The sequence below is a fragment of the Pseudofrankia sp. DC12 genome (assembly GCF_000966285.1).
Taxonomy (GTDB): Bacteria; Actinomycetota; Actinomycetes; order Frankiales; family Frankiaceae; genus Pseudofrankia.
Genome location: NZ_KQ031391.1, coordinates 5,197,421 through 5,220,489 on the forward strand (window position 1 = coordinate 5,197,421; position 23,069 = coordinate 5,220,489).

27 protein-coding genes and 1 pseudogene are annotated in these 23,069 nt (G+C 71.6%); 15 read left to right on the forward strand and 13 right to left on the reverse strand.

Annotated elements, in window-relative coordinates:
• The first annotated feature begins 94 nt into the window (after window positions 1-94).
• Complete coding sequence (locus FRADC12_RS20825) at window positions 95-283, forward strand: hypothetical protein (RefSeq protein ID WP_045877903.1); 189 nt, start codon at window positions 95-97, stop codon at window positions 281-283.
• Between the two features lie 9 nt (window positions 284-292).
• Here the strand turns inward: FRADC12_RS20825 and FRADC12_RS20830 are convergent, their stop codons facing one another.
• The 3 genes from FRADC12_RS20830 to FRADC12_RS35075 form a co-directional block, all read right to left on the reverse strand.
• Window positions 293-1,561, reverse strand: coding sequence for an acyl-CoA dehydrogenase family protein (locus FRADC12_RS20830; RefSeq protein ID WP_045877904.1), 1,269 nt, complete (start codon window positions 1,559-1,561; stop codon window positions 293-295).
• Between the two features lie 166 nt (window positions 1,562-1,727).
• Complete coding sequence (locus tag FRADC12_RS20835) at window positions 1,728-2,891, reverse strand: acyl-CoA dehydrogenase family protein (protein ID WP_045877905.1); 1,164 nt, start codon at window positions 2,889-2,891, stop codon at window positions 1,728-1,730.
• Window positions 2,892-3,119: 228 nt separating this feature from the next.
• Window positions 3,120-3,710, reverse strand: coding sequence for a CoA transferase (locus FRADC12_RS35075; RefSeq protein ID WP_084011082.1), 591 nt, complete (start codon window positions 3,708-3,710; stop codon window positions 3,120-3,122).
• Between the two features lie 132 nt (window positions 3,711-3,842).
• Between FRADC12_RS35075 and FRADC12_RS20845 the strand changes: the two genes are divergently transcribed.
• The 5 genes from FRADC12_RS20845 to FRADC12_RS20865 all read left to right on the forward strand — a co-directional run bounded on the left by FRADC12_RS20845 (window position 3,843) and on the right by FRADC12_RS20865 (window position 6,860).
• Window positions 3,843-4,172: a cytochrome P450 family protein gene (locus FRADC12_RS20845; RefSeq protein WP_349305891.1), complete on the forward strand. Its 330-nt coding sequence runs from the start codon at window positions 3,843-3,845 to the stop codon at window positions 4,170-4,172.
• Window positions 4,173-4,337: 165 nt separating this feature from the next.
• Window positions 4,338-5,243, forward strand: coding sequence for an LLM class F420-dependent oxidoreductase (locus FRADC12_RS20850; protein ID WP_045877908.1), 906 nt, complete (start codon window positions 4,338-4,340; stop codon window positions 5,241-5,243).
• 326 nt (window positions 5,244-5,569) lie between these two features.
• A complete protein-coding gene (locus FRADC12_RS20855; RefSeq protein ID WP_045877909.1) occupies window positions 5,570-5,860 on the forward strand; it encodes a DUF1330 domain-containing protein in 291 nt (96 codons plus the stop codon).
• Window positions 5,861-5,946: 86 nt separating this feature from the next.
• Window positions 5,947-6,153, forward strand: a complete 207-nt coding sequence (locus FRADC12_RS20860) for an AbrB/MazE/SpoVT family DNA-binding domain-containing protein (protein WP_045877910.1) — start codon at window positions 5,947-5,949, stop codon at window positions 6,151-6,153.
• The gene (locus FRADC12_RS20865) at window positions 6,150-6,860 is read left to right on the forward strand and encodes a Fic family protein (protein WP_052711052.1); all 711 of its coding nucleotides are present in this window, start codon (window positions 6,150-6,152) and stop codon (window positions 6,858-6,860) included. The genes FRADC12_RS20860 and FRADC12_RS20865 overlap by 4 nt, the downstream gene beginning before the upstream one ends.
• 66 nt (window positions 6,861-6,926) lie before the next feature.
• Here the strand turns inward: FRADC12_RS20865 and FRADC12_RS31600 are convergent, their stop codons facing one another.
• Both FRADC12_RS31600 and FRADC12_RS20870 read right to left on the reverse strand, forming a co-directional pair.
• On the reverse strand, window positions 6,927-7,073 hold the full coding sequence (locus FRADC12_RS31600) for a hypothetical protein (RefSeq protein ID WP_232303934.1): 147 nt from the start codon (window positions 7,071-7,073) through the stop codon (window positions 6,927-6,929).
• 138 nt (window positions 7,074-7,211) lie between these two features.
• Entirely contained in the window at window positions 7,212-8,678 is a 1,467-nt protein-coding gene (locus FRADC12_RS20870; protein ID WP_045877911.1) for an aldehyde dehydrogenase, read from the reverse strand.
• 153 nt (window positions 8,679-8,831) lie between these two features.
• Here FRADC12_RS20870 and FRADC12_RS33305 point away from each other — a divergent pair.
• The 6 genes and pseudogenes from FRADC12_RS33305 to dmpG all read left to right on the forward strand — a co-directional run.
• Window positions 8,832-9,098: pseudogene (locus tag FRADC12_RS33305) on the forward strand (TauD/TfdA family dioxygenase); the annotation flags it as partial.
• Window positions 9,099-9,159: 61 nt separating this feature from the next.
• Window positions 9,160-9,456 carry a hypothetical protein gene (locus FRADC12_RS33310; protein ID WP_052711053.1) on the forward strand — a complete coding sequence of 99 codons (297 nt, stop codon included), beginning with the start codon at window positions 9,160-9,162 and terminating at the stop codon, window positions 9,454-9,456.
• A gap of 139 nt (window positions 9,457-9,595) precedes the next feature.
• On the forward strand, window positions 9,596-10,126 hold the full coding sequence (locus FRADC12_RS34065) for an SDR family NAD(P)-dependent oxidoreductase (protein ID WP_045877912.1): 531 nt from the start codon (window positions 9,596-9,598) through the stop codon (window positions 10,124-10,126).
• Complete coding sequence (locus FRADC12_RS20885) at window positions 10,123-10,917, forward strand: 2-keto-4-pentenoate hydratase (protein ID WP_045877913.1); 795 nt, start codon at window positions 10,123-10,125, stop codon at window positions 10,915-10,917. Before FRADC12_RS34065 ends, FRADC12_RS20885 begins: the two co-directional genes overlap by 4 nt.
• Before the next feature lie 5 nt (window positions 10,918-10,922).
• On the forward strand, window positions 10,923-11,936 hold the full coding sequence (locus FRADC12_RS20890; protein WP_255355216.1) for an acetaldehyde dehydrogenase (acetylating): 1,014 nt from the start codon (window positions 10,923-10,925) through the stop codon (window positions 11,934-11,936).
• Window positions 11,936-13,003: a 4-hydroxy-2-oxovalerate aldolase gene (gene dmpG / locus FRADC12_RS20895; protein WP_084011083.1), complete on the forward strand. Its 1,068-nt coding sequence runs from the start codon at window positions 11,936-11,938 to the stop codon at window positions 13,001-13,003. Before FRADC12_RS20890 ends, dmpG begins: the two co-directional genes overlap by 1 nt.
• Window positions 13,004-13,320: 317 nt before the next feature.
• Here the strand turns inward: dmpG and FRADC12_RS20900 are convergent, their stop codons facing one another.
• The 4 genes from FRADC12_RS20900 to FRADC12_RS20915 all read right to left on the reverse strand — a co-directional run bounded on the left by FRADC12_RS20900 (window position 13,321) and on the right by FRADC12_RS20915 (window position 16,329).
• Complete coding sequence (locus tag FRADC12_RS20900; RefSeq protein WP_045877914.1) at window positions 13,321-14,010, reverse strand: TetR/AcrR family transcriptional regulator; 690 nt, start codon at window positions 14,008-14,010, stop codon at window positions 13,321-13,323.
• A gap of 248 nt (window positions 14,011-14,258) precedes the next feature.
• Complete coding sequence (locus FRADC12_RS20905) at window positions 14,259-15,530, reverse strand: cytochrome P450 (protein ID WP_045877915.1); 1,272 nt, start codon at window positions 15,528-15,530, stop codon at window positions 14,259-14,261.
• Window positions 15,531-15,622: 92 nt separating this feature from the next.
• Window positions 15,623-15,991, reverse strand: coding sequence for an AMP-binding enzyme (locus FRADC12_RS20910; protein WP_045877916.1), 369 nt, complete (start codon window positions 15,989-15,991; stop codon window positions 15,623-15,625).
• Window positions 15,992-16,038: 47 nt separating this feature from the next.
• Window positions 16,039-16,329: a hypothetical protein gene (locus tag FRADC12_RS20915; RefSeq protein ID WP_045877917.1), complete on the reverse strand. Its 291-nt coding sequence runs from the start codon at window positions 16,327-16,329 to the stop codon at window positions 16,039-16,041.
• 229 nt (window positions 16,330-16,558) lie between these two features.
• Here FRADC12_RS20915 and FRADC12_RS20920 point away from each other — a divergent pair, with 229 nt between their 5' ends.
• A complete protein-coding gene (locus FRADC12_RS20920; protein ID WP_045877918.1) occupies window positions 16,559-17,395 on the forward strand; it encodes a mycofactocin-coupled SDR family oxidoreductase in 837 nt (278 codons plus the stop codon).
• Window positions 17,396-17,562: 167 nt separating this feature from the next.
• On the opposite strand, the gene FRADC12_RS20925 is transcribed toward FRADC12_RS20920, so the two are convergent.
• Window positions 17,563-17,898, reverse strand: coding sequence for a hypothetical protein (locus FRADC12_RS20925; RefSeq protein ID WP_045875263.1), 336 nt, complete (start codon window positions 17,896-17,898; stop codon window positions 17,563-17,565).
• A gap of 146 nt (window positions 17,899-18,044) precedes the next feature.
• Between FRADC12_RS20925 and FRADC12_RS20930 the strand changes: the two genes are divergently transcribed.
• Complete coding sequence (locus tag FRADC12_RS20930) at window positions 18,045-19,178, forward strand: IS630 family transposase (RefSeq protein WP_045878932.1); 1,134 nt, start codon at window positions 18,045-18,047, stop codon at window positions 19,176-19,178.
• Window positions 19,179-19,337: 159 nt separating this feature from the next.
• A complete protein-coding gene (locus FRADC12_RS20935; protein ID WP_045877919.1) occupies window positions 19,338-20,555 on the forward strand; it encodes a CaiB/BaiF CoA transferase family protein in 1,218 nt (405 codons plus the stop codon).
• Between the two features lie 54 nt (window positions 20,556-20,609).
• Here FRADC12_RS20935 and FRADC12_RS35080 read toward each other — a convergent pair whose 3' ends face one another.
• Genes FRADC12_RS35080 through FRADC12_RS33900 form a run of 3 tightly spaced genes read right to left on the reverse strand, consistent with a single transcriptional unit; the run spans window position 20,610 to window position 22,959 of the window.
• Entirely contained in the window at window positions 20,610-21,182 is a 573-nt protein-coding gene (locus FRADC12_RS35080; RefSeq protein WP_255355217.1) for an aldehyde dehydrogenase family protein, read from the reverse strand.
• Entirely contained in the window at window positions 21,076-22,800 is a 1,725-nt protein-coding gene (locus FRADC12_RS20945; protein WP_084011084.1) for an alkaline phosphatase D family protein, read from the reverse strand. The genes FRADC12_RS35080 and FRADC12_RS20945 overlap by 107 nt, the downstream gene beginning before the upstream one ends.
• A gap of 30 nt (window positions 22,801-22,830) precedes the next feature.
• Window positions 22,831-22,959: a hypothetical protein gene (locus FRADC12_RS33900; RefSeq protein WP_255355218.1), complete on the reverse strand. Its 129-nt coding sequence runs from the start codon at window positions 22,957-22,959 to the stop codon at window positions 22,831-22,833.
• Window positions 22,960-23,069 lie beyond the last annotated feature (110 nt).

Here is a 23,069-nt window from a genome sequence, read left to right on the forward strand (position 1 = left end):
ACCCTCATGGTTCCGCTGATCCCGAAGCTGCCGGCCGGCGCTGGTCCACACCTCGGCGTCCAAACCGTTCTGGGCGCGATCCCGCTCGGCCCGGGTGCCCTCGCATGCCGGGCTGCGGGCCAGCTTCGTGATCGGCGCCGGCACGGCGGTCCTGTCCTGCCTGATCGCCTGCGCCCTCCCGCGCCACCGGCCGGCCGCGGCGCCGGTGGCCCCGAGCCCGGCCGCGCGGGCCGCGCTCGGGGCGGAGCGCCTGTCCGAGGCGCTCGCGGTCGCCGGCGACTAGGGCGCTTCCCTAGCTCTGGCTGGCCCGGCCGCCGCGGGGGACGTCGCGGAACGCGCGGCCGCGGTCGAGTGAGGGCTCGCGTGGCATGCCCAGTACCCGCTCCGAGATGACGTTGCGGGCCATCTCGGTGGTGCCACCGCCGAGGGTGGCCGTCTGGCGCATGAGGAAGTCGGCGCCGACCTCGCCGCCGGCACCGTCCTCGGCCGACCAGGCCGCCCCCAGCTCGCCGACGATGTCGAACGCGATCGAGGTGAGCCGGGTGGACGTCACGCCCGCGCACAGCCGGGCGATGGCGGCCGACTGGTCCGACATCTTGCCGCTGCGCATGCCGGTGGCGAGCCGGCTCTGGAGCGCGTCGCGCACGAGGTCCAGGGTTCGGCCCTCGCCGACCAGGTCGCGCACCCGCGGGTCCGCCAGGCCGCCGGTGGAACGCGCGATGTCGAGCACCCAGGACGAGCTGACGCCGTGGATCGAGTTGCCGCCCGTGCTGATCGTGTAGGGCGAGCTGGCGTAGGTCCGCTCGTGGAACATCCAGCGGGTCCCGACCGTCCAGCCGTCGTCGACCTGGCCGATCCGGGCGGTGTCAGGGACCCGGACGTCGGTCATGAACTCCTGGCAGAACTCCATGCCCCCGTTGAGCATCTCGATGCGCTGCACGTCGACGCCCGGCGACTTCAGCGGGAAGATGAAGACGGTCAGGCCGCGGTGCTTGGGCACGTCCCAGTTGCTCCGGGCCAGGCACAGCGCCCAGTCGGACCACCAGGCGCCGGTCGTCCAGATCTTGGAGCCGTTGAGGTTCCAGTCGTCGCCGTCCCGGGTCGCGGTCGTGAGGGCGGCCGCGACGTCCGAGCCGCTGGACGGCTCGGACAGGAACTGCATCCAGATCTCCTCGCCCTTGAGGATCGCCGGGATGTGCGCCTGCTTCTGCTCCTCGGTCCCGAACTCCAGCAGGACCGCCGCACACGGCGCGAACGTCGGCACCTGCAGGCGCGCCGGGTACTCGTAGCCGGCGATCTCCGCGCTGAGTGCCCGCTGGTACTCGTAGCCCAGGCCCTGGCCGCCGTACTCGCGCGGGAAGCACAGGCCCGCGAGCCCGGCGTCGAAGAGCATCCGCTGGATCTCCCGGTCGCGGGCGACCGCGGCCAGCTCCTCCTCGTCGGTCCGCGTCGGGCGCAGGATGCCGACCGCTTCGTTGGCCTCCAGCGGCCTCAGGTTCGCACGGATCCAGGCCCTGGCCCTGGCCCGGAACTCCTCGAGGCTCTCGGTGCTCTCGCTCATGCCGTCCCTCGGGTTCGCTCCGTCGCTTCACTCATCGCCCCCCCGCTCGGCGCATCGGCGCCGAGCGGGGACCCCTGCTCGCGGCCGTCCTGGTCCCTCGGACGGCCACTCCACTCGCTCATCGCTCCCCGGACATGCTCCGCCTGCCCGGGGGCCCCGCCCGCGCTCACGCCTGCTCCTTGAGGTTCTCGAAGATCCCGGCCAGGCGGGCCCGGTGCGTCGCCGGGGTGCCGAACAGGGTCCGGTTGACGGTGACCCGGCGCAGGTAGAAGTGCAGGTCGTGCTCGAACGTCACGCCGATCCCGCCGTGGATCTGGACGCAGTCCTGCAGCAGGTCGGTGCTGCACTCGCCGATGTACGCCTTCGCCGCGGTGACCAGCTCGGCGGCCTCCGGGGCGGCGGCGTCCACGGCCGCGGCGGCCCTGTCGCAGATCGCGTGGCTCGCCTCCAGCCACATCTTCATGTCGGCGAACCGGTGCTTGAGCTCCTGGTAGGAGGCCAGCGGGCGGCCGAAGGAGTAGCGCTCGAACGCCCAGCGGACGGTCGTGTCGAACGAGGTCTGCATCGCGCCGACGCTCTCGGCGCAGGCGAGTGTCGCGGCCACCTGGAACTGCTGCTCGATCTGCTCGCCCGCGTCGCTGAGGCTGCCGACGACGGCCGCGGCGGGCAGCCGCACGCCGTCGAACGTGACGACGCCGAACCGCCTGGTCAGGTCGACGGTCCGCAGCGGCGCGACGGTGACGCCGGGCGTCGCGGTCGGGACGAGCACCTGCGCGAACCCGGTCTCGGACCCGGCGACCTTCGCCGTGACGAGGATGTAGGAGGCCTGCGCGGCCGACTCGACCGGGCGCGCGAGCCCGTCGAGGACGACGTCGCCGCCGTCGGCCCGCACCTGGACGCGGACCTTGTCGGGCACGCCGAGTGTCAGCCCGGGCTCGCCCAGCGCGCAGGTGGCGAACGCGTCGCCGGACAGCAGCTCCTCCAGGACGGCGAGGTGGCCGTCGGACCCCTCCCGCGACAGCGCGCCGGGCAGCGCCGACGTGACGACGTTCGCCGCGGCAAGTGGGCCGGGGGCGGCCCGGGCGCCGAACTCGTGGGCCAGGATCGTCAGGTCGGTCAGCCCGGCACCGCTGATCGAGCCGCCGCCGTGCTCCTCGGCCACCAGGGGCGACGTCCAGCCCAGCTCGGCGCCGGCGCGCCAGAAGTCCGGCGTGAAGCCGGCGGGGTCGTCCCGCAGCCGGCGGATCTCCTCGGGCGGAACCCGGTCGGCGAGGAACCGTGCGGTCGCCTCCCGGAAGACCTCCTGGTCGGGAGTGAGGTCTAGCAGCATTCGGTTACCTCGATCGAAGAGTCGAGCAGCTTGGGCGAGCACGCGTGGACGGCCGCCGTCATCTGGGACCGGGTGGTCAGCTGTGCTGACCACCCGTTCCGGGCAGTCCTTCATTTATCGACTTTGACGTCGAAGTTTGTCAATCGACGTGCAGGCCCCAGGCCCGCCTCGCGGCACCGTCCCACCGCCGGTACTCGTGGCGTCCAACCTGCCGGGCGGGGGGGGCGCCTAGCAGGCGGCGGCCCGGGTCCGGCGTCCGCCTCGGAGTGGCCTTCGCCACTTACTGACTTTGACGTCAAAAGTTGTCAACGGGTGCGTCCCGGTGGCGCGTGGGATAGAACACGGCCATGGCGGGACGGCTTCAACAAAAGTAGCGCTGATCACAGGCGCGGGGCCCGGGATGGGGCGGGCGATCACGGTTCGCCTGGTCGCCGAGGGTGCCGCGGTGCTGGCCGTCGAGTGCCGGTGCCGTCGCTGGTGAGGAACGCGCCGGACTTGAGCATCAGCCCGGCGCCGAGCAGCGACGTCGCGACCGACTGCCCGCCGCCCCGCCGCCGCCCCGCCGCCGCCCCGCCGCCGCGCATGGAGGCCGGCGAGGATGCCGCAGGCGGCGACCCAGCCGCTCGCCGAGTCGATCGCGCCCCAGACCAGGAAGGTCGGCGGCTGGCCGGCGCCGCCCTGCGAGCCTTCGACGCCGGACAGAGCCTGCATCAGGTGGTCTTTCGCCGGGAGCTTCGCCCGCGGGCCGGTCGCGCCGAAGCCGCTCGCCAGCCATTTCACATCGACGTCGATTGATAGTTGTGGCTGCGCAGGTGCCATGCAAGGGCCCGGATGGCTAGCCGCCGCCGTGGCGGGCACAGGTTGCCCGTGGACTCAGGTTGATGGCATGCTACTGCCATGAACCGGAGGGATCGCTTCCGCGCCGCCGGCGGCGCGGAAGGAGGCGGGCGGATGGAACTCGGCCTAGCCAAGGCCACGGCGGACCGGGCGGTCTACTGCGGCCCCTACGACGTAGAGATCGACACGGGTCCCTACCCGGTCTGGCAGCGGATGCGCGACGAGGCACCGCTGTACTACAACGACGCGCACGACTTCCATGCGCTGAGCCGGTGGGACGACGTCGACGCGGCCATCGCCGACCACGACACCTACATCTCCGGCAAGGGCTCGGTGCTTGAGATCATCAAGGCCGGCCGAGGCGTGCCGCCGGGCATGGTGCTCGGCGAGGACCCGCCGGTCCACGACCTGCACCGCGCGCTGATCGCGATCCGCCTGTCCTGACCGACCGCGGGCTGCCGCGATCCCGCGCGCGAGGCACCCACCCGCGGGCAGGATCGCGAAAGCGGCCTTCGGCAGCCTGCCCGAGCATCTGACCGATCCGCGGTGTTTCCGCCGCCGGCGACGGCCGGCGCCGCTCGACCGACCGACGCGCGCTAGGGGACCTCGATGCGTTTCATCCTCAACTACCCGGAGACCAACGGCACCGACCGCGACATGCTCGACGCCGGGCCGCTGGACGAGGTCGCCGCGGCGGCCGAGAAGGCGGGCTTCGACGGCCTGTCGCTGACCGAGCACCCGATTCCGGGGGCCGGCTGGCTGGAGAGGGGCGGGCACCAGAGCCTCGACCCGTTCGTCGGGCTCGCCTTCGCCGCGGCGGCGACGACCCGGCTGCGGCTGATGACGAACCTGTCCGTCGCCACGTATCGCAACCCGTTCCTGCTGGCCAAGGCGGCGGCTACGGTCGACAAGGTGTCGGGCGGCCGGCTCATCCTGGGCCTCGGCGCCGGCTACCAGAAGTCCGAGTTCTTCGCGCTCGGCGTCGACGCGGCCGAGCGGGGCGCCCTGTTCGAGGAGGCGCTGGACGTGCTGCCGCTGCACTGGCGCGGCGAGCCGTTCAGCTACCAGGGCCGCCACTTCACCGCCCGCAACGTGATCGCCCGGCCCAAGCCGGTGCAGGACCCGATCCCGATCTGGATCGGCGGCAACACCCCGGCCGCCCGGCGCCGGGCCGCGCAGAAGGGCCAGGGCTGGCTGCCGATGATGGCCCCGCCGTCCGTTGCCGTCACCGCGCAGACCACGGCGATCAACTCCCGTGACGAGCTCGCCGGGCTGATCCAGGGCGTCAAGGACGCGGCGGCGGCCGCCGGGCGCACCGAGCCGCTGGACTTCACCTGCTCCTACAGCGACCCGGTGATCAGCTCGACCCCGACCATCGAACCGGACCGGCACCGCGAACAGTTCGCCGAGCTGGGGAAGGCCGGCGCGACCTGGTGCGTCATCTCCTGCCACTCCCAGTCACGAGAGACGACGCTGGACTTCATCGAGTCCTTCGGCGCCACCTACCTGTCCTGACAGGCACCAAGCCCAGGGGCGTGCGTTCTGGTCCTCCAGGAGGTAGCCACACACCCCGGGAGGACCTCTACCGCCTAGAGCGGCAAGTCCCCGGGTTTTTGCGGCGCAGTCGGTCGGTTACGTTCAGATATCGCCGGCCCAGCCTTCTCTGGGGAGGCTGGGTGATGGATACGTCAGTGTCTGCTCAGACAGTAACAAGCCGGGTATCAGGTGAGTTGTCCCATCTGCCTACAGGCGTCGCGCCTGACGGTGGCGGCGGGCGAGGATGGCCGGAGCGGCGTCGTCGACGTCTGGATCTGTGAACCGACCTGAGGAGAGCCGAGCCCATGCCGAAGGCGTATGTGGTTTTCACCGAGGCGATCAACGACCCGGACGGGATGGCCGAGTACAGCAAGCTGGCCATGGCCTCGTTCGCGGGGCACACTGCTCGGCCGCTGGCTGTCGGGCCGGCCACCGAGGTCCTTGAGGGGGAGTGGCACGGCAACCAGACGGTCATCCTCGAGTTCGACTCGGTCGAGGAAGCGAAGGCCTGGTACACCTCGGAGGCCTACGCCAAGGCGATCCCGCTGCGGCAGGCCGCCGCGGACTGCAGCGCGGTCATCATCCCCGGCTTCTGACCGGACGAAGGCCGCCCGGGATCGGACCTGGCACCGCCGTCGACCTCGTAGCCGTCCTTCGTTCGTACTGCAAGTAGCATGTTCGTATGCGCAAGAAGGTCGTCACGATCGGGAACTCGGCGGGCATCACGATCAGCCCGGCCGAGCTGCGCGCTCTGGGTGTCAGCCCCGGAGACACAGTCGAGGCGACTGTCCGCGCCGGGGTGCTCGAGGTCCGCGCGGTCAGTCAGCACGAGAACACCCCGCTGCCCGAACTCCTCGCCGTGATCAACGCGGCTCGGACTCGTTCGTGACGTGGACCAGGCAGGAGTTCCTGGCCGACGTCGCTGGCAGCGGGGTGCTTCCTGCGGCCTACGCCGACGACGTGCTCGTGCGTCTGGCGCACCATTCGGCGGCGATCGAGGGCAACACCCTGACACTGTCAGACGCGATCACCCTGCTGATCGACGAGCGAGCGCCCGTGGCCGGCACGCCGATGCGCGAACTGTACGAGGTCGCCAACCACTACCAGGCCCTCGCCCGCCTCCTGCGGGCCATCGCCGACGACGAGCCCCTGACCACCAGCCTGGTCAGGGACCTGCATTCGGCACTGATGGATCACCTGGCCCACGACCACGGTCAGTACAAGACCTCCAGCAACATCGTCGCAGGCGCCTCATGGCGGCCGGCACCGCCCGCGCGCGTCTCCGAGCTCATGCTCCAGTGGGCCGACCAGGCCGAGTGGCAGACCGCCAACCTGGACAACGAGGCCCTGCTGGAGGCGGTCGCCAGCGGGCACATCGCGTTCGAACGAATCCATCCGTTCACCGACGGCAATGGCCGCACCGGCCGCGCGATCATCGCCTATCAGGCCATCCGTCGGTTCGGATTCCCGGCGATCATCGAGGTCGGCCAGCGACCTGCCTACCTCGCGATGCTCGACGCGCAGGACACGCCTGCCCTGACCCGTCTGCTCGCAGTGTCACTCGCCGACGAGGCGGGTCGGCGCGCTGCGACCTAGACGGCGTATCGGCATGCCAGACGGGCGGTGGCGGGGGAGCCTGCCACCGCCCGCCGTCGCGCCAGGTCACTCCACTGTGATGGCGCGCTCCGGGCACAGCGCGAGCGGCCCGACGAACTCGCCCTTGCCCCGCTCCAGCATGGTGTCGAGGAGCTGGTCGGTGATCCCGCCCATCCCCTCCTCGTTCTCCTTGAGGCGCTTCGGGGTGATCATCTTCGTCGGCAGCGAACGGGCCGGTCACGGCCCACTTCGACGACGAACAGGCGTCGGCAGGGCGCTCAGCGCCCGACAGGCGAGGCGGCCCGGGGTCCCTGCCGGATCGGCGAAGCCGATCTGGCAGGTCCGGGGCGCTCAGCGGCCGTTCTCGCCGAACGCCGCGGCGACCGAGATCGACTTGGAGTCGAGGAAGCCCTCGATGCCCTCGGGGCCGAGCTCGCGGCCGATGCCGGACGCCTTCACGCCGCCGAACGGCGCGGCCGGGTCCATGCTGTAGGCCTCGTTCACGCCGAACGTGCCGCTGCGCACCCGGCGGGCGACGCCCAGGCCGCGCTCGACGTCCGCGGTCCACACCGAGCCGGACAGGCCGTACTCGGTCGCGTCGGCGAACCTGATGGCCTCGGCCTCGTCGGTGTAGGGGATCACCGACAGAACCGGCCCGAAGATCTCCTCCTGGGCGATCCGCATCGAGTTCTCGACGTCCGCGAACAGGGTCGGGCGGACGTACCAACCGCGGTCGACGCCGGCTGGCAGGCCGCCGCCGCCGACGACGAGGCGGGCGCCCTCCTTCTGGCCCAGCTCGATGTAGCCACGCACCCGCTCCTGCTGCCGCTGGGCGACGAGCGGGCCGACCTCGGTGGCCGGGTCGGACGGGTCGCCGGTCGGCAGACCGCCGACCATCGCCGCCAGCGCGTCGACGTACTCGGCGTAACGCGACCGGGGGACCAGCACGCGGGTCTGCGCGACGCAGGCCTGGCCGCTGTTCATCAGGCCGGCGACCTGGACGCCCTTGGCCATCGCGGCCGGGTCGGCGTCGTCGAGCACCACGGCGGCGGACTTGCCGCCGAGCTCCAGGCTCACCCGCTTGAGGTCCGCGCCGCAGGCGGCGGCGACCTTGCGGCCGGCGGCGGTGGACCCGGTGAACGAGATCTGGTCGATTCCCGGGTGCGCGACCAGGTACTCGCCGATCTCCCGCCCGGCCGGCAGGATGCTGACGACGCCCGCCGGCAGCTCGGCCTTGGCGAGCAGGCCCGCCAGCCAGTAGGCGTCCAGTGGCGTCTCCGGCGACGGCTTGACCACGACCGAACAGCCGGCGAGAAGCGCGGGGACCAGCTTGCCGATCATCAGGTGCATGGGCATGTTCCACGGCACGACCGCGCCGACCACACCGACCGGCTCTTTGCGCACCAGGATGTCCTGGCCGTAGAAGCCGGGCCGGCGCTCCTCCCGCACGAGGTTCTCCGCGATGCCCGCGAAGGCGTTCATCATGAACATCGGGATGGCGACGTGGCCGACCTTGGCGAAGCTGATCGGCGCACCCATCTCGGCGCTGATCAGCTTCGCGAGCTCCGCTCGGCCCGGCTTGTACAGCGCGGCGAGCCGGCGGACGGCGGCCACCCGCTCGGCGACGGGCAGCCGGGGCCACGGGCCCTCGTCGAACGCCGTGCGGGCCGCGGCCACCGCCTTGTCCACGTCCGCGGTCGTCGGCTCGGCGACGCGGGCGATGACCTCCTCGGTGGCCGGCGAGACGACGTCGAACGTGTCAGGTCCGCTCGGCGCGACCCACTCGCCACCGATGAACAGTCGATCCTGTACCTGCATGTGACCCTCCGGAGGGCTCTCCCGGCCGGCTGGGCCGGGCGGGGCGTGGGTGTCAGACCTCGTCGATCAGGCCGGCGGGCGTCCGCAGCTGGTTCTGCTGAACTCTGACGTAGTTCACGCCGAAGGCCTCCCGGCGTCAACGACGACGAACTGGTGGCGTTCAGTCGTCTGCTCGGCGAGGTCGTCCCGCCGCGGCATGGCTCGGTCAAGGGCCACCCGGAGGTCCAGGCGATCACCCGCGACGCGTCGAGGAGCAAGATGGCGGCCTACCGCGAGGCGACCTTCTGGCGGCACTTCGACGGCTCGACCGACACGGTGCCGGACAAGTACACGCTGCTGACCGCGCGGGAGGTCTCCGGCGACGACGACGGCGACACCGAGTTCGCCAACACGTACGCCGCCTACGAGTCCCTCGCCGACGAGGAGAGGGCGGACCTGGCGAGCGTGCGAGTGGTGCACAGCTTCGCCGCGTCGCAGCTGAATGTGTACCCCGAACCCCTCTCCGGAGGAGCGGGCGGCCTGGGACCGCAGTCCAGCCCGGGAACACCCGCTGGTCTGGAACCAGCGGAGTGGCCGCCGGTCGCCGCTGCTCGGCTCCACGGCGGGCGAGGTCGTCGGCGCCTTCAACGAGGCGGGGCTGGCCCTTGCTCGACCGCCTGCTGGAACGAGCGACTCGGCCCGAGTTTGTGGTACGCCACACCGGGCGCTGCCTTACGGCGAGGGCTTCAGCCGGCTGATGCATCGCACGTCGATCGTCGGCGACGAGGCCATCGCCTAGGAACGCGCCCTGACCAGGCACAGCGCGATACGCGAGCGGGCGCTCGCGGGCCGGTGAACGCGTGGCGCCGGCCGTCGCGCGGGCCCCGCGCCTTCAGCCGATCATCGGCGTATCCAGGAACCAAGGGAGGTTCGCAACAGTGACCGAACGACGAACGGCGCTCGTCACCGGCGGTGGCTCGGGAATCGGGCGGGCGGTCGCCCACCGGCTCGCCGCGGACGGCTTCGCGGTGGCTGTCCTGGACCTCAACTCCGACACGACCAGGCAGGTGGTGGAGGAGATCACCGAGGCCGGCAACGAGGCGATCGCCGCCGGCGGCGTCGACGTGTCCGACCGGGCTGCCGTCAACGCCGCGGTGGAGACCGTCCCTGCCCAGCCCGGCCCGGTCCTGGCCCTGGTCAACAGCGCGGGCATCACCTGCCCGCAGAGCCCGGAGGTCCGGCTGCGCAGCCTGGTCAGCGACGAGGAACTCGCCGCCATCACCGCGCCGACGTTGGTGATCTGGACCAGCGACGACCCGTCCGGCCCCGCGAAGGCCGGTCTGGACACGGCCGAGCGCCTCCCGGCGGGAGAGTTCCGGCTTATCAAGGACGCCGGCCACTGGCCCCAGTGGGAGCAGCAGGAGGAGTTCGACGGGATCGCGCGGGAGTTCGTCGGGAGGGGCGTGTGACCGCCGGTACGGAGTCCATCGATGCGGCCGTCGAACGCCTGGAGCTCGCGGCCACCAGCGGCATCGCCTGCGCGCCGCTCGTCGACCTGCTCGCCGACGGCGACATCGACACCGCCTACCAGGTCCAGCGCCGGCTGACCGAGCGCCGGCTCGCCGCCGGGGCCCGCATCGTCGGCCGCAAGATCGGTCTGACCTCCGCCGCGGTGCAGAGCCAGATCGGCGTCGACCGGCCCGACTTCGGCGTGCTGTTCGACGACATGAGCTACGCCGACGGGGAGCTGATCCCGGTCGGCCGGCTGCTGCAGCCGAAGGCCGAGGCCGAGGTGGCGTTCCTGCTCGCCCGCGACATCGACGACGCCTCCGGCCCGGCGGTCGTGCGGGCCGCCATCGCGCTGGCGTTCCCGGCGCTGGAGATCGTGGACAGCCGGATCGCCGGCTGGAAGATCAGCATCACCGACACCGTCGCCGACAACGCGTCGTCCGGCGTCTTCGTCGTCGGCGCGACCGGGACTCCGCTGGCCGAGGTGGAGCCGATCGACGTCACGATGACGATGCGCCGCGGCGGCGAGGTCGTCTCGACCGGCACCGGCGCCGACTGCCTGGGCGATCCGCTCAACGCGCTGGCCTGGCTGGCCGCCGCCCTGATCGAGGTCGGGACCCCGCTGCGGGCCGGTGACCTGGTGCTGTCCGGCGCGCTGGGGCCGATGGCCGCGGTCAGGCCCGGCGACGTCTTCGAAGCCGGCATCGCGCCGCTCGGCACGGTCACGGCACGGTTCTCCGGAAAGGACTAGCAGGGATGACGGAGAAGAAAACTGAGGCTTTTCCCTTTCCGCCGGCCAATCGCACCGACCTTGGTGACGAGGGGCAGAAAGGGAAACGCCTCATTGGGGTCGCGATCGTCGGTTCCGGCAACATCGGCACCGACCTCATGATCAAAATCCTGGGTCGCGACACCAACCTCCGGGTGGTCGCGATGGTGGGCATCGACCCGGCCTCCGACGGCCTTGCCCGGGCCCAGCGCCTCGGCGTCGCCACGACCGCCGAGGGCGTGGCCGGGCTGATCAAGATGCCCGAGTTCAGCGAGGTGGAGATCGTCCTGGACGCCACCAGCGCCGGCGCGCACATCGCGAACGCGAAGCTGCTCGAGCCCTACGGCCTGCGCCTGGTCGACCTGACCCCGGCGTCGATCGGCCCGTACGTGATCCCCGCGGTGAACTTCGAGGAGCACCTCGACGCGCCCAACATCAACATGGTCACCTGCGGTGGCCAGGCCACGATCCCGATCGTGGCCGCGGTGTCCCGGGTGACCGAGGTTCCCTACGCCGAGATCGTCGCAGCCGTCGCGTCGAAGTCGGCCGGGCCGGGGACGCGGGCCAACATCGACGAGTTCACCGAGACCACCGCGCTGGCCATCGAGAAGGTCGGCAAGGCGAGCCGCGGCAAGGCGATCATCATCCTGAACCCGGCTGAGCCGCCGCTGATCATGCGGGACACCGTGCTGTGCCTGATCGGCGGCGCCGACCATGACGCGGTGCGGGCCTCGATCGAGGCGATGATCGCCGAGGTGGCGACCTACGTGCCCGGCTACCGGCTGGTGCAGAAGATCCAGTTCACGCCCGTCGACCCGGCCGAGGTCGCGACCCTGCTGCCCGCGGGCGCGGGCCCGGTCGACACCAAGGTCTCGGTCTTCCTGGAGGTCGAGGGCGCAGCCCACTACCTGCCCGCCTACGCGGGAAACCTCGACATCATGACGTCCGCCGCGATGCGGGTGGCGGAGCGGATTGCCCGACGCGCGAAGGCGGTGGCCTGATGACCGAAGCCCCGGCGACAGGGACTGCGGCGCCAGACCCGGAGGCCTCCGGGCCGACGGCGCGGCCCTACATCCAGGACGTGACCCTGCGCGACGGCATGCACGCACTCCGGCATCGGATCACGCCGGTGCTGGTCGGGCGGATCGTCGAGAACCTGGAGGCCGCCGGCGTCGGCGCCATCGAGATCGCCCACGGCGACGGCCTGGGCGGATCGAGCCTCAACTACGGCCCCGGCAGCAACACCGACTGGGAGTGGATCGAGGCGGCCGCCTCGCACGCGAAGAGCGCGGTGCTCACCACGCTGCTGCTGCCCGGTGTCGGCACGATCCACGACCTGCGCCGCGCCTACGAGATGGGCATCCGCTCGGTCCGGGTAGCGACGCACTGCACCGAGGCCGACGTCGCCGCGCAGCACATCGCCGAGGCCCGCAACCTCGGCATGGACGTCTCCGGCTTCCTCATGATGGCGCACATGATCAGCGCCAAGGAGCTGTCCGAGCAGGCGCTGCTGATGGAGTCCTACGGCGCGCACTGTGTCTACATCACCGACTCCAGCGGGCGGCTGACCGTCGACGAGGTCCGCCAGCGGGTCCGCCTCTACCGCGAGGTGCTGAAGCCGGAGACGCAGGTCGGCATCCACGCGCACGAGAACCTCTCGCTGGCGGTCGCCAACTCGGTGGCCGCCGTCGAGGAGGGCGCCTACCGGGTCGACGCCTCGCTGACCGGCCTCGGTGCCGGCGCCGGCAACGCGCCGATCGAGGCACTGATCGCGGTGGCGAACATCCTCGGCTGGGAGACCGGCTGCGACCTGTTCGCGCTGCAGGACGCCGCCGAGGACATCGTGCGCCCGATGCAGGACCGGCCGGTGCGGGTCGACCGCGAGACGCTGACGATCGGCTACGCCGGGGTGTACGGCAGCTTCCTGCGCCATGCCGAGACCGCGGCGGCGGCCTACGGCGTGGACGCCCGCCAGATCCTGCTCGAGGCCGGCCGGCGCAAGCTCGTCGGCGGCCAGGAGGACCTGCTCACCGACATCGCGCTGACGCTGCAGGCCCAGGCGTCCTGAGCCGCGTGGTGATCATCGTCGCCCCGCTGGTCCTGGAGCCGTCACTATGCTGAGCGATGCGCCGGAGTTGAGCGCGCGCGAGCCGGGCAAGGCGCGCGACGGCAACCAGACCTTCGCCCGAGGCCTGCGCGTGATGCTCGCCATCGCCGGCTCCAGGCGGGGGATGTCCGTCCAGCAGGTCAGCGAGCTGCTGGAGGTCCACGGTTCGATCACGTACCGGATGCTGCAGACGCTGGTCGACTTCGACCTGGCCGCGCGCAGCAGCGCAGCGACGCCTCCCGCTGGACGACCGGGTCGGCGATCGTCGTCGACGGCGGCTACGCGGCCCCGTAGCCCCGCTTCTTCGGGCCCGGCTGGGCCGGGGCGACCGGGCTGGTCGGCGGTGTGGCGGCGGCTCCGTCGACCAGCGGGTTCGAGATGCCTCGGACGAAGATGTCGGCGTACTGCGCGGCGAGATCCTGTACGCCGACGCGCCCGCCGGCGCGCATCCAGAGATACGTGTAGTTGTGCATCCCGAGCCACGCCTTCGCCGCCATCGGCGGGTCGATCGCGCGGAAGTGGCCCGAGCGCTGGCCTTCCTCGAACAGCTGCTCGACGCGCTGCTCGTACTCCCGGCGCCGGCGGCGGAACACCTCGGCGTTGGCGCCGGTCAGGGCCGGGAACTCGTGCAGGAAGACCCAGACATGGTCGGGGAAGCTGTGGATGACGTCGAGGAGCCCGGCGCCGAGCAGGGCGAGCCGCTCGGGTGGCGTGCCGCCGGTGCTCGCGACCCGGTCCGCGGACAGCAGCACCTCGTCCATCACCCGGTCGTGGATGGCGACGAGGAGCTGCTCCTTGGAGCCGATGTAGTAGTAGAGCGCGCCCTTGCCGATCTCGTTCGCCTGGCACAGCTCGGCCGTGCTGGTCGCATGGAAGCCCCGCTGGGCGAAGACGTGGGCGGAGGTGTCGATGATTGCCTGGCGCCTGAGCTCCCACTTGGCGCTGCGCCGAACCTGGACCTCGGTCATGGCCGTCGTCGTCGCTCCGTTCAGCGTGTGCTCGCCTTGTGCTCGCCGCCTGGGGTCCTGCCCGGTCAGGATACGCGGCCCAAAGTTGACCGTCCGGTACAAAGCTGACTACGTTCGCTGAGGCAGGCGGCCGGGCCGGTGCTCGACGGTGGCCCTACCATCAGTAGCGTCTCGTGGAAAAAGCTCGTTGCCACAGCACGTGGCATGAGGCCAAGGTACTGATCGTCGATCATCGACCAAGGTCGTAGTTACCACTCGGTTGACAGCCTCTTCACGCCGTTGATGAAGCTGCTGGCCAGCCATTCCGGTTCGCCGGAGGCGTGGATGTCAGGGAGCTGGGTGAGCAGCTCGCGCCAGATGACGGAGATCTCGCGGCGGGCCAGGTGGGCGCCGAGGCAGAAGTGCGGTCCCGCGCCGCCGAAGCCCAGGTGCGGGTTCGGGTCGCGGCGGACGTCGAAACGGTCGGGGCCGGTGAAGACGGCCTCGTCGCGGTTGGCGGACGAGTAGAACAGCAGCACCTTGTCGCCGGGGTTCAGCCGCTGGCCGGCGAGCTCGACCTCGCTGGTGACCGTGCGGCGCATCCAGCGCACCGGGCTCGCCCAGCGCACGATCTCCTCGACGGCTGTCCGGCTCACCCCCGCAAGGTCGTTGCGCCAGATGTCCCGCTGCTCCGGGAACGCCGTCAGCGCCAGCAGCGCGTGGCTGATCGCGGTCCGGGTCGTCTCGTTGCCGGCGACCAGCAGCAGGATGAAGAACGAGGCGATCTCGGCGTTGTCGAGCTGCTCGCCGTCCACCTCGGCCAGGGCGAGCGCGGTGGTCAGGTCGTCGGTAGGGCCGGCCCGGCGCTTCGTGGCCATCTCGTGCAGCAGTTCGGCGAGCTCCGCGCCGGCACCCAGCAGCGCGGCCACGATGTCCGCGCCCTCGGGAACGAAGTCGGGGTCGCCCGAGCCGAGGATGACGTTCGTGCAGTGGAAGACGTCGCCGTAGCGCTCGGGCGGCAGGCCCATCATCCGGCAGATGACCTCCAACGGCAGCCGCGCCGCGACCCGCGACACGAAGTCGCCTGGCCCCTCGTCGCGCAGCTCGGTCACGATCCCGCGGGCGAGCGCGGCGATGTCGTCCTCGGTCTGGGCGATGAACCGCGGCGTGAACGCCCGGGAGACGATCCGGCGCAGCCGGTGGTGCCGGGGCGGGTCCATGTTGATCATCCCGCCGAAGAACTCGAGGAACTCCGGGGGCAGGTCCGGGACCGAGGTCGCGCCGCGGGCGGAGGAGAAGACCCCCGGCTCCGAGCTGATCCGGACGATGTCCGCGTGCCGGGTGACCGCGTAGTAGCCGGGCCCCCGCGTGATCATCTCGCTGGCCGTCGCCGGCTCCGGGTAGAAGGGCAGCGGCCGATTCGCGCGCAGCAGGGCGAACGCCGCGTCGATCTCGGCCCGCGGCCGGACCCAGAAGGACAGGTCGGACAGGTCGATGTCGTCGACGGCCTGGCCTGGCCCGGCACCGGCTACGACCGGCATGGTGGCCTCACGTCCTCCCTGGCGGGGCTGTCGCTGGGAGAGTGGTGGCGGCCGGCCGAAGAGTCAAGGTCCGCGGAGGGCCGGTTGGCTGCTCAGGCCCCGGAGCTCGCGCTTGAGCACCTTGCCCGACGGGTTGCGGGGAGCGCCTCAATGAACGTCACGGCCTTCGGCGCCTTGAACTTCGCGAGGCTGCCGCGGCAGTGCTCGACCAGTTCGTCAGCGGTGACCGAGGTTCCCGGCCGCAGCGCGACGGACGCCACCGGCACCTCGCCCCACTTCTCGTCAGGGCGACCGATCACCGCGGCCTCGAGCACCGCCGCGTGCTCGTAGCGGACACGCTCGGCCTCGGAGCCGGCGATGTTCTCGCCGCCGGAGAGGATCACGTCCTTGAGCCGGTCGACGATGAAGACGTAGCCGTCTGGTCCGACGGCCCGCGCACCTTCCTCGGCGTCATGTGCCACCGCCGTCCCCCGCTGGTCGTCTGGCTGACCGGTCGGTCCAACAGAGACTAGCCCAGCCCCACAGCCGAGAGGAACGGTAGCCAGCCGATGAGCAGGTTGACCTTCGACCGTCGCGTCGTGGCCGTGACGGGCGCCGGACGTATCTCGCCGGCGGCGGCCGGTTCTCCCGGCTCTTCGTCGGTGTCACCGAGGGCTACCTGAACCCCAGCCCCGCCGACGTCGGCTGGCCGCAGTTCGGCTCCGCCGAGGGTGGCCTGGTCCGGCGCTGGGACGTCCCGACCGACGTCGTCGCCGGCCCCGAGGCCGTCTCTCGCCGGATCTGGGAGCCGGTCCTCCACTGAGCTGACCCGCGCGGGCGGGCGACGGCCGGCGTCTCGCGGTCCTCGCCCGCCGGTTGTCATGCCCTTCTACTGGTGGCGCCGTCCACTCCGGAGCGCCGGTCGCGGCCGATCTCTTGAGAGCCGGTCCGTGCGGTGCTAGACACCGAGCAGACGTGCTTGGCGATCGCTCAGCATGATCTTGTGGGAGCCGTGCCGGCGGCCCGCGTGACAGAACAGCGAGGCAACGATGGCGGGAAGAGCCGAGGGCAAGGTCGCTTTCATCACCGGTGCCGCGCGCGGCCAGGGCCGTGCCCACGCCGTCCGGTTAGCCCAGGAGGGCGCAGACATCATCGCGATCGACGTCTGCAAGCAGCTGCCGCGGGTGGCGTTCGCGATGTCGACGCCGGAGGACCTGGCCGAGACGGTGAGCCTGGTCGAGAAGACCGGCCGGCGGATCCACGCGGTGCAGGCGGACGTCCGCGACCATGACGCGATGAAGGCCGTCGTCGACGAGGGTGTCGCCCAGTTCGGCCGGCTCGACATCGTCGTCGCGAACGCGGGCATCGGGCCGGACGGCTACCTGATGCACAAGATGGACCAGCAGACCTGGCAGGACACGATCGACATCAACCTGACCGGTGTCTGGCTGTCCACGAAGGTCGCTCTCCCGCACATCATCGCGGGCAAGCGGGGCGGCTCGATCGTGCTGACCAGCTCGGTCGGCGGCCTGTCGGCCAACCAGTTCGTCGGCCACTACGTCACGGCCAAGCACGGGGTGGTCGGCATCATGCGGACGCTCGCGCTGGAGCTTGGCCGGCACAGCATCCGGGTCAACTCGCTGCATCCCACCCAGGTGAGCACGCCGATGGTGATGCACGACCTCACCTACAAGATGTTCTGCCCGGAGCTACCGAACCCGACCGTCGACGACTTCGCGGCGCGGTCGCAGGCCCTGCACGTGCTGCCCACGCCATGGGTGGATGCCGAGGACATCGCCAACGCGGCGCTGTTCCTGTGCTCAGACGAGGCGCGGTTCATCACCGGGGTGACCCTGCCCGTCGACGCCGGGACGCTGATCAAGTAGCCGGGCCCGAGGGGCGCCGGCCGGGCCGAGGGGCGTGGCCGGCACCCCGTCGGGTGCGCGCGACTCCTGGACTGGCTCGTGAATTGACCAACTGTTCGACATTGCCCGGAGCATCCGTCTAGTGCAGCACCTCAATAGTTCCTTGCTGTGAGCGTCCGGATTGATCGTTACTTCTGGTAGTCGGTGAGGTGGACGAGGGCGGCGGTGTCGTACGCCTCGGTGGGCGATCCGATCCGGCTGCCGGTGACGAGTACGGCCGGGGTGTAGCTCTCGGTGGCCGGGTCGTAGAGGGCGAACGCCCAGGCGTCGCCGCCGAGGTACTCGATCCGGCAGAGCCGGATCTGTTCGTCGTGTTCGTCGCCCTCGCCGGCCCAGGCGCTCAGGTACCCGGACCCGCCGCGCCAGCGGATCGTGATCTCCTGCAGGGTTGGGTGGGTCTGGGAGGCGTGGTGGTCGACAGTCCCCTCGACGAGGTCCTTGAGGCGTTTGGCCGGTACGGGCATGCCACCAGTGTGGGCTGCCTCCGATGCCGTGATGGGATCACGTCCGTGGCCGGTTTGCCAGGGGCCGCTGCCCGCGGCTCACCGCCTGCCCCCGGTGAGCGGCCCGCGGGCCTGTGATCTGGGGCTTGTGGAGCGGTGAGCAGCTGATGGGCCCTGGTCGGCGGACGGTCGCCGAGGCGATGACCGTCAAACGGCGCAGGAAGATCGACCAGATCCTCGCGGCGGGTAGCAGCGAGGCGCGCCTCGTGCGGCGGGCGCGGATCGTGCTGCTCGCCGCCGGTGGGGCGGGCCCCGCAGAGATCGCGCGGGTGTCGGGCTGTTCGCTGCCGACGGCCCGGGTGTGGCCGGCACGGTTCGCCGCGCGCGGGATCCCGGGCCTGTTCGACCGGCCACGGCCGGGCCGCCCGCCGGTGCATGGCCCGTCGGCCAGGCTCGCGGTCGTGGCGACCGCGACCTCGTTCCCGCCGTCCGGGGCGAGCGTCTGGACGCACCGGACGCTGGCCGGCCATCTGGCCGGCCGCGGCCTGCGGGTCTCGCCGGCGACCGTCGGGCGGGTCCTGGCCGAGGCCGAGGTCCGCCCGCACCGGGTCCGCGGCTGGCTGCACCGGGCCGACAACCTCGACTTCTGGCGGCAGGCCGGCGAGGTCTGTCGGCTCTACCTCGACGGGCCCGCCGAGGGCACGCTGCTGCTCTCGGTCGACGAGAAGACCGGGATCCAGGCCAAAAGCCGCAGGCATCCCGAGATCCCGGCCAGGCTGGGCCGCGACGCGCGCCGCGAGTTCGAGTACGTCCGCCACGGCACCGTCTCGATCCTCGCGGCGATGGACGTGTTCACCGGACAGGTCCTCGCGCACCGCATCGGGCGCAACGACTCGCGGACGTTTCTCGACATCCTGGTCACCCTCGACCAGTGCACCGCCCCTGATCTGCGGATCCACCTGATCCTCGACAACGGGTCCAGTCACACCTCGGCCGCGACCCGGGCCTGGTTCGCCGCGCACCCCCGGTTCACGGTGACCTACACGCCCAAGCACGCGAGCTGGTTGAACATGGTGGAGCAGTGGTTCGGGGCACTGACCCGCAGGCTGCTACGCCGCGGCGACTTCACGAGCCGCGAGGACCTCGAACAGCAGATCATCGACTTCACCCTCGACCACAACACGACCGCCACGCCCTACCAGTGGCGCTACGACGCCGAAGCCGAGCACGCCCGCTACCTCGACCGCCACCCCGCCCCGCAACCGCAGCCCGCCACCGACGCCCTGCCGACCGCCGCCTGACATCACTTATCGTCACCAGACGCCGGAAAGGAACTACTGAGGCGCTGCACTAGCGTGGCCGGGGCGGCCGCTCAGGTGATCTACCAGCGCCTCCGCGCGGAATCTGGCGCCCGGTGACTGATTTCTGATCCGTAGCGCCTACAACATGGGAGATGGTCGATGACGGCGATCATGCACGGAGTTCGGATTCTTGAGGTCGCCGAGCACACCTTCGTCCCGGCGGCGTCCGCGCTGCTGGCGGACTGGGGCGCCGAGGTCATCAAGATCGAGCATGTCGAGCGCGGGGACGCGATGCGCGGCCTCGCGTCCAGCGGCGTGGTCGACCTGCCGTCCGACGTCCACGCGCTGCTGGAGCACTCCAACCGTGGCAAGCGCAGCCTGGGCCTGGACCTGACCAGCGATGCCGGCCTCGACATCCTGCACCGGCTGATCGCCACGTCGGACGTCTTCCTCACCAACAAGCTGCCCCGGGTGCGGGACAAGCTGCGGATCGACCTGGCGTCCGTGCGGGCGCACAACCCACAGATCATCTACACGAGCGGCACCGGCCAGGGCGAGCGCGGCCCCGACGCCGACCGGGGCTCGTACGACTCGCTGGCCTTCTGGGCCCGCTCCGGCACGGCGGTCGGGCTCTCCCGGCCCGAGTACGGCCAGGTGGTCTCGCCGCCAGGGCCGGGCTTCGGTGACTCGATCGGCGCGATGACGATCGCCGGCGGCATCATGGGCGCGCTGTTCCACCGGGAGCGGACCGGTGAGACGACCGAGGTCGACGTCTCGCTGCTGGCGACCGGGATGTGGGCGATGGGCCAGGCGTTCGCGCTCTCGCTCCTGATGGGCGTGCCCTGGATGCCGCCGCCGGCGGAGAGGATGCGGACGAACCCGCTGGTCGCCAACTACCGGACGGCGGACGGGCGCTGGCTCGCGCTGTGCTGCCTGCAGGCAGGCAAGTACTGGCCGGCGCTGTGTGCGGCCGTCGGCCGGCCCGACCTGGTCACCGACCCCCGGTTCGACAGCCACCAGACGCTGATGGCGAACGGCCTGGAGGCGGGGGACGTCCTGCGCTCGGTCTTCTCCGCGCGGCCGCTGGCCGAGTGGCGGGAGCTGCTCGCGGGCTTCGACGGCCAGTGGACCGTCGTCCAGGACACCCTCGAGGCGGCGGCCGACCCGCAGTCGGTCGCGAACGGCTACGTCCAGGACTGCGCGACCGCGGCCGGCAAGCCGTTCAAGATGGTCGCCGCCCCGGTGCAGTTCGGCGGGGCGCCGGCGCCCGCCGGCCGTGCGCCCGAGTTCAACGAGCACGGTGACGAGATCCTCGCCGAGCTCGGCTTCGACTGGGACGCCATCGTGGACCTGAAGGTCAACGGCGTCGTGGCCTAGGGCGGCGGGGAGCGCGGGGTGGCCCGGTTCCGGCACGGAGCCGGGCCACTCAGCTCAGCCCTTGGCGCGGTACTGGACCTGGATCTCGGTGAAGCCGGCCAGGCCCCAGGGGCCGTTCTCCACGCCAAGGCCGCTCCACTTGAACCCGCCGAACGGCTGGTGCGGGCCGAGGGCGACGTGGGCGTTGACCCAGGCCGTCCCGCAGCCGAGGCGCTCGGCGACCCCGGCGGCCCGGTCGGGGTCGGCGGACCACACCGAGCCGGACTGGCCGAACATCGTGGCGTTGGCCCGGGCGACCACCTCGTCGATGTCCCGGTAGGGGATGACGGGCAGCGCCGGGCCGGTCCGAGGCAGGTGAAACCGGGTAGGCGGGTCACGCCGAGGGCGTCGGCGAGCAGATGGACCATGGTCTCGTGGTAGCCGGCGATGAGGGCGGCCGTGGACACCGGTTGAGCTGCGCCGGCGCGGGCCTGGGCGGCGACCGTCGGTTCGCGGGTGACTTCGCGGGTGAAGAGGAGGATCAGGCGGGTCTGGCGCCCGGGCGGCCGTCCTCGATGACCCAGGAGGTGTCGGTGGTGGCGGGGGAGTGGCGCTGCGAGATGTCGGCGACGATCCGCAGGTCGGCACGGCACTCCGTCGGCGTCACCCGGAAGCGGGTGTAGCCGCGCCGGTCACCCCGGAAGTAGCGGACGTGCGGGTTGAGCCGGGTGTTGTTGTCGCGGACGAAGTCGTCGCTGACCAGGAAGAACGCCGAGCTGATCGAGGTGCAGACGAACTCGGTCGCGACGACCGGCGTCTCGGGCCGGTCGAAGTCGACCCGCAGGTCGTTCACCCAGGCGCAGTGCAGGTCCCCGGACAGGACGACCGGGTTGCGCGCCCCGCTGTCGCGCACGCCGGCCAGCACACGGGCGCGGTAGGGGCGGTAGCCGTCGTTCTGGTCGAGGTTCGTCAGCGTCTGGCCGCTTCCGGGCGGCAGCTGGCCGTCGAGCTGGGCCATCATCGTCTGCTGCGCGATGAGGTTCCAGCGGGTGCGGGAGGCGGTCAGCCCGTCCTGTAGCCACCGCTCCTGGGTGGCGCCGGCCATGGAGCCGGTGGCGTTGGCGGCACCCAGGGCGGCGGGGCCGATGGCCGTCGCGATGCTGCCCGGCGCGGGGGTGCGGTACTGCCGGGTGTCCATGACGTTCAGCGTCGCCAGGCTGCCGAACGTCAGCCGCCGGTAGATCCGCAGGTCGGGGGAGCCCGGGTGCGGCGTGGCGCGGATCGGCATGTGCTCGTAGTAGGCCTGGTAGGCGGCGGCGCGCTGGCGGGCGAACGTCGCGGGGTCCTGGTGCTTGGCTCCGGTGTCGCCTGGCTCGTCGACGAGGCCCGCGTAGTTGTTCTCGACCTCGTGGTCGTCCCAGGTGACGACCCAGGGCCCGGCCCGGTGGGCGGCCTGCAGCGCCGGGTCGGCCTTGTACTGGCCGTAGCGGTTCCGGTAGTCGGCCAAAGTCTGGAGCTGGTCGAGCCCGGGCGTCTGCGGGGTGGTGTGCCGGCGGTCCGGGAACTTGCTGTCCGGGTCGTACTCGTAGATGTAGTCGCCGACGTGCACGACGAGGTCGGGCCGGTCCGCGGCGATCGCGTCGAACGCGGGCCAGTAGCCGTTCTGGAAGTCCTGGCAGGACACGAGCGCGAACGCCAGCGACCCGCCGGCCGCGTCCGGGCCGGCTCCCGGCGCCGCCGCCGTCCGGGTGCGGCCGACCGGGCTCAGCACCGTGCCGGCGCGGAACCGGTAGTAGTAGTCGCGCCCCGGTTCCAGGCCGCGGACGTCGACGTGGACCGAATGCGCGAACGCCGGCTGCGCGGTCGCCGTGCCGGCGCGCACGACCGAGCGGAAGCCCGCGTCGGTGGCGACCTGCCAGTCGACGGGGATGTCGCGGGCCGGCATCCCGCCGCCGGTGGTGGGCTTCGGCGCGAGGCGGGTCCAGAGGATCACGCCGTCGGGCAGCGGGTCGCCGCTCGCCACGCCGAGCCCGAAGACCCCGTCCGCCACGCCGGGAACGGGCGTCGCCGCGCGCAGGCCCGCCGGGGCGGCGCCACCGGACCCGCCACACGCCGCCGCGGCCAGCGCGGTGGCGCCGAGGCTCAGCCCGCCCCACAGGAGGGAGCGTCGATCGGGGCCGGTCCGTCCGCCGGTCGGCGAGGCCGCTCCGCGGTCGGTCGCCCCGTGCTTCAGGCCTGCTGGCGTCTCAGCGCCGTCACGCGTCACAGGTCCCGCAGAGTAGTGGAAGCCGGTGCCTCAGACGTGTTCCTTCGCGATCTGGACGAGGTCGGCGGCGCGAACTTTTCCGACCTCGGTGCGGGGCAGTTCGTCGAGCCTCACGAAGCGGGCCGGGACATGGTACGGGATGAGTCCGTCCCGGGCCACCGCCGCGAGCCTCTGTCCCACAGTCTGGACATCACCATCTGTGAGACTGGCGGCGCGGAACAAGAGACTCCATGTCGACGATGTCCGGGATTCTGGCCACGACCGAGGCG